Origin of the sequence: Nocardioides sp., from assembly GCF_041600255.1 — a bacterium.
Lineage (GTDB): Bacteria > Actinomycetota > Actinomycetes > Propionibacteriales > Nocardioidaceae > Nocardioides.
Genome location: NZ_JBFIKK010000128.1, coordinates 1 through 8,866 on the forward strand (window position 1 = coordinate 1; position 8,866 = coordinate 8,866).

11 protein-coding genes are annotated in these 8,866 nt (G+C 71.0%); all 11 read left to right on the forward strand.

Annotation, left to right across the window (positions count from 1 at the left end):
* A partial coding sequence (locus ABZE72_RS13640) for a putative bifunctional diguanylate cyclase/phosphodiesterase (RefSeq protein WP_372729578.1) occupies positions 1 to 871 on the forward strand: 871 nt, incomplete at its 5' end.
* Complete coding sequence (locus ABZE72_RS13645; protein ID WP_372729579.1) at positions 868 to 2,727, forward strand: ATP-binding protein; 1,860 nt, start codon at positions 868 to 870, stop codon at positions 2,725 to 2,727. The genes ABZE72_RS13640 and ABZE72_RS13645, both read left to right, overlap by 4 nt.
* On the forward strand, positions 2,724 to 3,170 hold the full coding sequence (locus ABZE72_RS13650) for a response regulator (RefSeq protein ID WP_372729580.1): 447 nt from the start codon (positions 2,724 to 2,726) through the stop codon (positions 3,168 to 3,170). The genes ABZE72_RS13645 and ABZE72_RS13650 overlap by 4 nt, the downstream gene beginning before the upstream one ends.
* A gap of 58 nt (positions 3,171 to 3,228) precedes the next feature.
* Positions 3,229 to 3,528 (forward strand): MTH1187 family thiamine-binding protein, encoded by a 300-nt coding sequence (locus ABZE72_RS13655; RefSeq protein ID WP_372729581.1) that lies wholly within the window; start codon positions 3,229 to 3,231, stop codon positions 3,526 to 3,528.
* Positions 3,529 to 3,531: 3 nt separating this feature from the next.
* On the forward strand, positions 3,532 to 4,191 hold the full coding sequence (locus ABZE72_RS13660) for a DUF3105 domain-containing protein (RefSeq protein ID WP_372729582.1): 660 nt from the start codon (positions 3,532 to 3,534) through the stop codon (positions 4,189 to 4,191).
* A gap of 6 nt (positions 4,192 to 4,197) precedes the next feature.
* The gene (locus ABZE72_RS13665; protein ID WP_372729583.1) at positions 4,198 to 4,602 is read left to right on the forward strand and encodes a YjbQ family protein; all 405 of its coding nucleotides are present in this window, start codon (positions 4,198 to 4,200) and stop codon (positions 4,600 to 4,602) included.
* Positions 4,603 to 4,655: 53 nt separating this feature from the next.
* Entirely contained in the window at positions 4,656 to 5,045 is a 390-nt protein-coding gene (locus tag ABZE72_RS13670) for a hypothetical protein (protein WP_372729584.1), read from the forward strand.
* Between the two features lie 35 nt (positions 5,046 to 5,080).
* On the forward strand, positions 5,081 to 5,509 hold the full coding sequence (locus tag ABZE72_RS13675; RefSeq protein WP_372729585.1) for an NUDIX domain-containing protein: 429 nt from the start codon (positions 5,081 to 5,083) through the stop codon (positions 5,507 to 5,509).
* On the forward strand, positions 5,506 to 6,435 hold the full coding sequence (locus tag ABZE72_RS13680; protein ID WP_372729586.1) for an SMP-30/gluconolactonase/LRE family protein: 930 nt from the start codon (positions 5,506 to 5,508) through the stop codon (positions 6,433 to 6,435). Before ABZE72_RS13675 ends, ABZE72_RS13680 begins: the two co-directional genes overlap by 4 nt.
* A 52-nt stretch (positions 6,436 to 6,487) precedes the next feature.
* Positions 6,488 to 8,392 (forward strand): 1-deoxy-D-xylulose-5-phosphate synthase, encoded by a 1,905-nt coding sequence (dxs, locus tag ABZE72_RS13685; protein ID WP_372729587.1) that lies wholly within the window; start codon positions 6,488 to 6,490, stop codon positions 8,390 to 8,392.
* The coding region (locus ABZE72_RS13690) for a hypothetical protein (RefSeq protein ID WP_372729588.1) at positions 8,373 to 8,866 on the forward strand (494 nt) is incomplete at its 3' end. The genes dxs and ABZE72_RS13690, both read left to right, overlap by 20 nt.

An 8,866-nucleotide genomic window follows, 5' to 3' on the forward strand; every position in this document is an offset into this window, starting at 1 on the left:
CGCGATGTACCGCGCCAAGCACGCCGGAGGCGGGCGCTGTGAGATCTTCGACGACCGGATGCGCGACCAGGCTGTCCAACGCCTCAGCGTCCAGCGGGACCTGGCTCGAGCGCTCGAGAGCGGCGAGATCCACCCCTGGTACCAGCCGATCGTCGAGCTCTCCACCGGACGGGTCACCGGGTGCGAGGCGCTGGCTCGGTGGGACCACCCCACCCGGGGGACGCTGCTGCCCGCGGACTTCCTCGAGCACGCCGACGAGACCGACGCGATCATCCGCATCGACACGATCGTCATGGACGCCGCCAGCCGTCAGGTCGCCGAGTGGAACCGGGCACGCCCGGCCTCCGACCAGCTCTGTCTCTCCGTCAACGTCTCCGCCCGGCACGTGCTCTCCGACCGGCTCGCCGAGCACGTGGCCCGCGCCCTGGAGGCCTCGGGCCTGCCGGGGTCCGCCCTGTGTCTGGACATGAGTGAGCACGCGATCATGGACGACGTCGAGATCAACCGCCAGGCGCTTGTGCAGGTCCGCGATCTCGGGGTCCAGGTGGCCGTCGACGACTTCGGCACCGGGTCGGCCTCCCTGGCCCACATGTCACGGTTGCCGGTCGACCTGTTGAAGATCGACCGCTCCTTCGTCCGGGGCCTGGTCGACACCCGCGAGCCGCGGGCCGCGCTCGTGCGAGCCATCGAGACCCTGGGCCACGCCATGGGGCTGCGGCTGGTGGTCGAGGCGGTCGAGACCCAGCAGGAGTACGAGGTCGTCCGATCCCTCGGGATCGACGAGGCCCAGGGCTTCTTCTGGGGTCCGCCGACGCCTCCCGATGAGGCCGTCTGGGCGACGGAGCACCTCGACCTGGGGGTGAGCAGGTGAGCGGGGCAGAGACGTGGGCCGCCGAGGTCTCCTGGCCGGCCTTCGAGGTGACCACCCAGTTGGTGAACCTCCTCGCGCTCCTGGTCGCCATCTACGTGCTCGGTCGTCGGCAGTACGTGGATCGTGCGCCGGCGGCGAAGTGGGCCCTGGCGATGTTCGCGATCTTCGCGCTGATCATCAGCGCGGGCCTCTTCCCGGTCGTTGACGACGGGTCCCTGCTCAAGCACGGCTACACGGTCGTCATCGTCAGCATCCTGCTGCTGGTGCCCTACACCTTGGTCCGCTTCGCCGTCGAGTTGGGTGCCCTCGGCCGCCGGGCCCACCGACTGGCGCTGGTGACGACGGGGATCATGCTCGCTGCCACCGTGGTCTCGCCGCCATTCCCCCAGCCCGGGGCGCCTCGAGACGGCTGGTTCCTCGGGTACGTGACGCTGATCTATGTCGGGTGGTCGCTGCTGTCCGGAGTCAGTGCCGTGGGTCTGTGGCGCACCGGTCACGGGCAGCCACACATCGTGCGCAACCGGTTGCGGACCCTGGCCATCGGCGAGGTCGTGATGGTGGTCGCGCTGCTCTCCGGCAGCGGCAACGCCGAGCCGGGCAGCGCGGAGCAGCAGGTCACCACGCTGATCGGCGTCCTGGCGATCTACACCCTGGTGTTCGCCTTCGTGATGCCGGGCTGGCTGAGGGCAGCCTGGCGTGCCAAGGACATGGACAAGCTCGCCGAGGCCGAGCGTGAGCTGATGGCCTCCACCTCCCCGGACGCAGTGGGGGAGATCGTGGTGCCGGCCGTGATCCAGCTCTTCGGTGCGAGCGGTGCCGCCGTCTTCTCCGACGACGGGGTGCCGACGGCCAGCCAAGGCCTCGACGCGCGGCAGCTCGCCGAGATGGGGGAGTGGGTCCGCCGGGCTCCGGAGGACTCTGTTCCCCTGCTGGTGGCGGACGCCGGGATCCTCGCCAGTCGACTGGGAGACGGCTGGTTGCTCGTCCGCGCCGGGCTGGCGGCCCCGGTGCTCGGGGCCGGGGAGCTCTCGCTGGTCGAACGGGTCGCGTCGTTCGGGTCGCTCGCGATCGAGCGTGGGCAGCTCTTCGCCCAGGAGGCGCTGAGTCGTCGCGCGGCGGAAGCCGTCAACGCCGAGCTGCAGACGCTCATCTACAGCGTCTCCCATGACCTGCGGAACCCGATCCTCTCGATCCAGGGCTACCTCGAGATCCTCCGCGAGGAGCATGCCGGCCAGCTGCAGGAGGACGGTGAGCACTACCTGGAGAGGATCGAGGTCAATGCCGGCTACATCCAGAACCTGATCCAGGACCTGCTCGAGCTCTCCCGGATCGGACGGACCGAGCCCGACCCCCAGCGGGTGCTCCTGGGCGATCTGGTGCAGTCCGTGGCCCAGGAGGTGCGCCTGTTGCACCCCGCCTGCGAAGTCGGCATCGAGGGTGACTTCCCGACGATCTGGATGAGCGAGCTCCGAGCCCGGCAACTGTTCACCAACCTGCTCGAGAACGCCGCCAAATATGCCGGCGAGGAACCCCGCGTCCGCATCCTGGCCGAACGCCGACGATCGGGGGGCGCGACGGTCCTCGTCTCCGACAACGGTGCCGGCATCCCCGAGCAGTACCGCGACAAGGCCTTCGAGGTCTTCGAGCGGCTGGACGCCGCCCGCACCGACATCCCCGGGACCGGGATGGGGCTTCCGATCTGCAAGCGCATCCTGGAGTCCGTCGGCGGCCGCATCGAGATCGACGACGCGGACGCCGCTGGACTGTCCGGCGCCACCATGCGCCTCGTGTTCCCCGCTGCTGCTGTGCGAGGCTGGTCCCCAGTCCACGAGCTCGGGTCGGAGGAGTCGGCATGACGGTGCCATCGCGGAGCGTGCGGGTCCTCCTGGCGGAGGACAACCCCGACCATGCCTTCTTCGCCCGCCGCGCCTTCCTCACCGTCTACGGCCCCGATCTGGAGATGACCACGGTCGGTGACGGTGAGGAGGTCCTCGACTTCCTGAACAAGCGCGGGGCCCACGAGCGCGCCGAGGACCCACACCTGATCGTGCTCGACCTGCGGATGCCCAAGAAGGGCGGGCTGGAGGCTCTGGCCGAGATCCGCGAGCAGGAGCGGTGGCGACACGTGCCGATCGTGATCCTGAGCTCCTCGGACCGGCGCGAGGACATCGAGGCCAGCTACGCCAACGGCGCCAACAGCTACGTCACCAAGTCCGCCACCCTGACCGGTCTGCGGCTCGACCTCAAGGACCTGGCGCAGTTCTGGTTGTCCGTGGCGTCGCTGCCCGATCACGCGTGAGGATCCCCGTGTGTCCCTCGTCGGGCGCCGCCTCGATCGGTCGCGCTAGCGTGGCCGCATGATCGTCGCCTTCAGCATCTCGCCGAGCTCGACCGACGAGACCGGTGGTGTCACCGACGCGGTGGCGGCCGCCGTTCGGGTGGTGCGCGAGTCCGGACTGCCGTGCGAGACCAACGCGATGTTCACCAACATCGAGGGCGAGTGGGACGAGGTGATGGCCGTCGTCAAGCAGGCGGTGGACGTCGTCGCAGCCGCCTCGCCCCGGGTGGGGCTGGTGCTCAAGGCCGACATCCGACCCGGTCACGAGGGGCAGCTCTCCGCCAAGGTCGAGCGCGTCGAGCGGGCACTGGCGGACTGACCCGTGTCCATCTTCCCGTTGGAACCGACGCCGCCCCCGGCCGCCCGGCAGTCGCGCCGACGCCTCCCGGTGATCCTGGCTCTGGCGGCCGGGCTCGTGGTCCTCGGCCTCGCGGCCGTGGTCCCCGGCCTCGTCGACGACGACGCGGTGCCGCCGCTCGACGCGGCCGCAGCCGAGAGCGCGAGCCCGTCGGCATCGCCCACCCCGCGTCCCGTCACCCTGGACGCCGTCAGGACGTTCGAGCGGCTCAGGACGAACCACACCTCGCGGCAGGTCGGCTACCGCGCGACACCGCCGGTGGGCGGCCCGCACGACGCGGAGTGGATCGAGTGCGGCGCCTACGACTTCCGGATCCAGGACGAGAAGGCGGTGCACTCCCTCGAGCACGGCAGCGTCTGGATCACCTATCGCCCCGGACTGCGGGCCGCGGACGTGCGGAAGCTCGCCCGACTGTTGCCCGAGGACAGCGGCATCATGTCCCCCCACCCCGGTCAGCGCGGCAGCGTGGTCGTGACCGTGTGGGGCGCGCAGCTGCGATTGACCGGGCCCCGGGACCCGCGGCTGCCGTTGTTCCTGCGCGAGTACGGCGACGGGCACACCTCACCCGAGCCCTTCGGCAGCTGTGCCGGCGGGGTCGTCCCGCAGCGTCCCGGGAGGGGGTGAGCGGCCGTGGACTCACAGACCCAGCGGTACCGCACCGGAGGGAGCGAGGCCGTCCTCGACCTCACCCGCGACTGCCGGCGATTCGTCGCCGGGCGAGGCGACGGGCTGCTCCACCTCTTCGTGCCCCACGCGACGGCGGGCATCGCGATCCTCGAGACCGGCTCGGGCAGTGACGACGACCTGCTGGCAGCCCTGGCCGACCTGCTTCCTGCCGACGACCGCTGGCAGCACCGCCACGGCAGCCCCGGTCACGGTCGGTCGCACGTGATGCCGGCCCTGGTGCCGCCTCACGCCACCGTGCCGGTGCTCGACGGGGAGTTGGCGCTGGGGACCTGGCAGAGCGTCTGCCTCGTGGATCTCAACGTGGACAACCCCGAGCGCACGGTCCGGTTCAGCTTCCTGGCCGGCTGAGGCGTCCGCTCCGGGAGTCGAACAGGTGTTCGATTCTGGCGTACGATGTCGGGATGCAGCAGCCCTCGACTCCCCGCGCCCTGGTCGCCCCTCCGGGCTGGCCACGCGAGGTCCGGCCGCCGGACGCTCCCGACTGGGAGCGCTCCGCCCACAACTGGCTGCTCGACCTCTGCCCGCCGGAGTTCCGCTCCTACCCGGCCCTGCGCCGCCACGTGGTGGTGCTGGCTCGGTTCGCGGTGCTCCACGTGGAGGCCAGCCAGCTCGCCGTACGTCGCGGGCTGAGCGAGGCGCGCGCCGACCTGCGGGACGTGGCCACCGTCGACGTCGTCGAGGCCGCGCTGGAGACCTGGCAGGCAGAGGATGCCCGGTTGCTCGGCCTGCGGCGAGCGGTCGGACTCGTCGAGGAGGCGCTGCGCGGTCGCCGGTTCGTCGCCCGGTTGTGAGCCGGTCCGCAGGGCGGGACCGTACCGTGGTGGCCGTGCGCCACTTCGCCGGAATCCTGCTCGTCGACGCCCGGGGCTGGGTCCTGCTGCAGGAGCGCGACGAGCATCCCGTGATCGCGCCGGAGAAGTGGGCGCTCTGCGGTGGCCACATCGAGCCGGGCGAGGGGGACGAGGAGGCCGCCCTGCGCGAGCTCGCCGAGGAGACCGGGGTCGTCCTGCCGGTCGGGGCGCTCACCCACTGGCGTGACATCGAGGTCTGGCACGAGGAGTACTCCTCCCTGGACCGGTTGGCGGTCTTCGCGGCTCGGGTCGACCTGACCGACGACGACATCGTCCTGGGGGAGGGGCGTCAGATCGTCTTCGTGGACCCGGAGGCCGTGCCGAGGCTCGACCTCAGCGCCTCGGCGGCGATCGCGGTGCCCGGTTTCCTCGCTTCCGAGCTCTACGAGAGCATGTGTGCATGAGCCAGTCCTTCCAGGTCATTCCCGTGCACGCAGCCGGCGCCGAGGACGTGGTGGTCGGCACCCACGGCGTTGACGAGGGCGCGGTCTTCACCGGCACCGAGGACGGCAGCATCTTCCGGATCAGCCATGACGGCGCCACGATCGAACGGATCGCCCACACCGGCGGACGTCCGCTCGGCATCGAGATCGACCTCGACGGCCGGCTGCTGGTCTGCGACGCCCACCGTGGCCTGCTCCGGATCGAGACCGAGCACGGTGCGATCGAGGAGGTCGCCGAGCAGGTGGACGGGCGGCGGATGGCGTTCTGCAACAACGCCGCGATCGCCGGCGACGGCACGGTCTGGTTCTCCGACTCCTCCACGGAGTTCGGCATCGAGGACTGGAAGGACGACTTCATCCAGGACACCCGGACCGGTCGGCTGCTGCGCCTGGGGACCGACGGTCACGTCGACGTCGTCCTCGACGGGCTCGCCTTCGCCAACGGGGTGGCGCTGAGCGCCGACGAGTCGTTCGTCGTGGTCGCCGAGACAGGGGCGGCGACCGTCGTACGACACTGGATCACGGGGGAGCGGGCGGGGCAGCGCGACCTGCTCGTCGCCGACCTCCCCGGCTACCCGGACAACCTCGCCCGCGGCAGCGACGGCCTGATCTGGGTCACCCTCGCCTCACCCCGCGACCCGGTCGTCGAGCGGCTCCAGCGCAGCCCGCTGTGGCTGCGCCGCCAGGTCACCCGGATCCCGGAGCGCCTGCAGCCCAAGCCGAAGCGCACGGTGCGGGTCCAGGCGTACGACGACAGCGGTCGCCTGGTGCACGACGTGGACGTGAGGACCGACGAGTACCACATGGTCACCGGTGTCCGGGAGCACGAAGGACGCGTCTGGATGGGCAGCCTGCACGAACCTGCCGTCGCGGTTCTCGATCTGTGAGCAGGCACCGATAAACTCACCCACTCGGCTGTCTCACAGAACCGGAGGATCCATGGGCCACCTCGAGTCGATCTCGGGCCCGCGCGACATGCGCGAGCTCGACGACGACCAGCTGGCGACCCTCGCCACGGAGATCCGCGACTTCCTGGTGGAGACCTGCTCTCGCACCGGAGGGCATCTCGGGCCGAACCTGGGCGTGGTCGAGCTGACGATGGCGATCCACCGGGTCTTCGAGTCCCCCCGGGACCGCATCGTCTTCGACACCGGCCACCAGGCCTACGTGCACAAGCTGCTCACCGGCCGGATGGCGTCGTTCGCCAAGCTGCGTCAGGAGGGCGGCGCGTCCGGCTACCCGAGCCAACGCGAGTCCGAGCACGACATCGTGGAGAACTCGCACGCCTCGACCGCCCTGAGCTACGCCGACGGGCTGGCCAAGGCCTACGCGATCCGCGGCGAGGACCGGCACGTGGTCGCCGTGATCGGCGACGGCGCGCTGACCGGCGGGATGGCCTGGGAGGCGCTCAACAACATCGCGATCGCCAACACCAGCCGGCTCGTCATCGTCGTCAACGACAACGGTCGCTCCTACACCCCGACCATCGGCGGCCTCGCGAACGCCCTCACCTCCCTGCGCACCAACCCGCGCTACGAGCAGGTCCTGGATCTGGTGAAGAAGCGGCTGACCGCCGTCAAGGGGGTCGGGCCCGCGGCGTACGACGCCCTGCACGCCATGAAGAAGGGCGTCAAGGACGCGCTGGCGCCCCAGGGGCTCTTCGAGGACCTCGGCCTGAAGTACGTCGGCCCGGTCGACGGTCACGACCGTGCGGCCATGGAGCAGGCGCTCAGCCAGGCGAAGCGGTTCGGTGGGCCGGTCATCGTGCACGCCCTGACCCGCAAGGGGTTCGGCTACGACCCGGCCGAGGCCCACGAGGCCGACCAGTTCCACGGCCCCGGGCCCTTCGACATCGAGACCGGCGAGGAAGTGCCCAAGGGGCGCATCTGGACCGACGTCTTCGCCGACGAGATCGTCCACATCGGCCAGCGCCGGCCGGACGTCGTCGGCATCACCGCGGCAATGATGCACCCGGTCGGGCTGCACGACTTCCAGGCACGCTTCCCGGAGCGGACCTTCGACGTCGGCATCGCCGAGCAGCACGCCGCCACCGCCGCGGCAGGGCTCGCCATCGGCGGACTGCACCCGGTGGTGGCTCTCTACGCCACCTTCCTGAACCGCGCATTCGACCAGATCCTGATGGACGTCGCGCTGCACAAGTGCGGCGTCACCTTCGTGCTCGACCGCTCGGGCGTGACCGGGGACGACGGCGCCAGCCACAACGGCATGTGGGACATGTCGATCCTCCAGGTCGTCCCGGGCCTGCGGCTCGCGGCGCCCCGCGACGCCACCCGCCTGCGTGAACTGCTCAACGAGGCGGTCGAGGTCGACGACGCGCCCACCGTCGTGCGCTTCCCCAAGGGCCCGCCACCCGAGGACATCGCGGCCGTCGGCAAGGCCGGCGGGGCCGACATCCTGGTCCGCAACGGCCCCAAGGACGTCCTGGTCGTCGGTGTCGGGTCGATGGCGACCGTGGCCGTGCAGGTGGCCGACCGCCTCATCGCCCAGGGCATCGGGGTGACCGTCGTCGACCCACGCTGGGTGATGCCGGTCGACCGTGCCCTGGTCGACCTCGCCCGTGAGCACCGGCTGGTGGTCTCCATCGAGGACAACGGCCGGGTCGGCGGCTGCGGCTCGCTGCTGCTGCAGACCCTGAACGACGAGGGCGTGCACACGCCGTTCCGACTGCACGGCATCCCGCAGGAGTTCCTGGACCACGCCAAGCGCGCAGTGATCCTGGAGCGCATCGGTCTGACGCCGCAGGCCATCGCCCTGGGCATCGTCGAGGACATGACGGCCCTGGCCGAGGGTGGCGCGTTCGTCGATGCCGACCAGCTCCCGTAGCCGACTGGCGTCGGCGCTCGCCGTCGTCCTGGCGGCCGGCGCCCTGGTCGGCTGCTCGCCCTCCGCGCCGTCGGAGGAGCCGTCGCCGCGGGCCGGGGTCGTGCCCGGCTCCTCCGACGGGAGCTCCTCGCCCGGGCTGCTGGCGCAGCCGGACGTGGTCAAGGCGATCGGCAAGACCCTGAGGCGCCGAGCGAGCGCCGTACGACAGGGCGACCTGTCGGCCTTCATCGGCGGCGTCCTGCGCGACGACCAGGCGCTGCTCAACCAGCAGCGCACCTACTTCGCCAACCTCGCGCAGCTGCCGCTGGAGCACTTCAGCTACGCCTTCGACCGGGGATCGCTGGTCCGTGAGGGTGGCGGCTACTGGGTGGTGGTGACGCTGCGCATGCAGCTCGCCGGGTACGACGACCGGCCGGTCGCCTCCTCGGACCGGTACCGCTTCGAGCCGGTCGGCAAGAAGGCGGCCCGGTTCCG

Coding starts and splice junctions, on each gene's coding strand:
- ABZE72_RS13650 (WP_372729580.1), top strand. CDS start 2,724: ATGACGGTGCCATCGCGGAGCGTGCGGGTCCTCCTGGCGGAGGACAAC.
- ABZE72_RS13655 (WP_372729581.1), top strand. CDS start 3,229: ATGATCGTCGCCTTCAGCATCTCGCCGAGCTCGACCGACGAGACCGGT.
- ABZE72_RS13670 (WP_372729584.1), top strand. CDS start 4,656: ATGCAGCAGCCCTCGACTCCCCGCGCCCTGGTCGCCCCTCCGGGCTGG.
- ABZE72_RS13680 (WP_372729586.1), top strand. CDS start 5,506: ATGAGCCAGTCCTTCCAGGTCATTCCCGTGCACGCAGCCGGCGCCGAG.
- dxs (WP_372729587.1), top strand. CDS start 6,488: ATGGGCCACCTCGAGTCGATCTCGGGCCCGCGCGACATGCGCGAGCTC.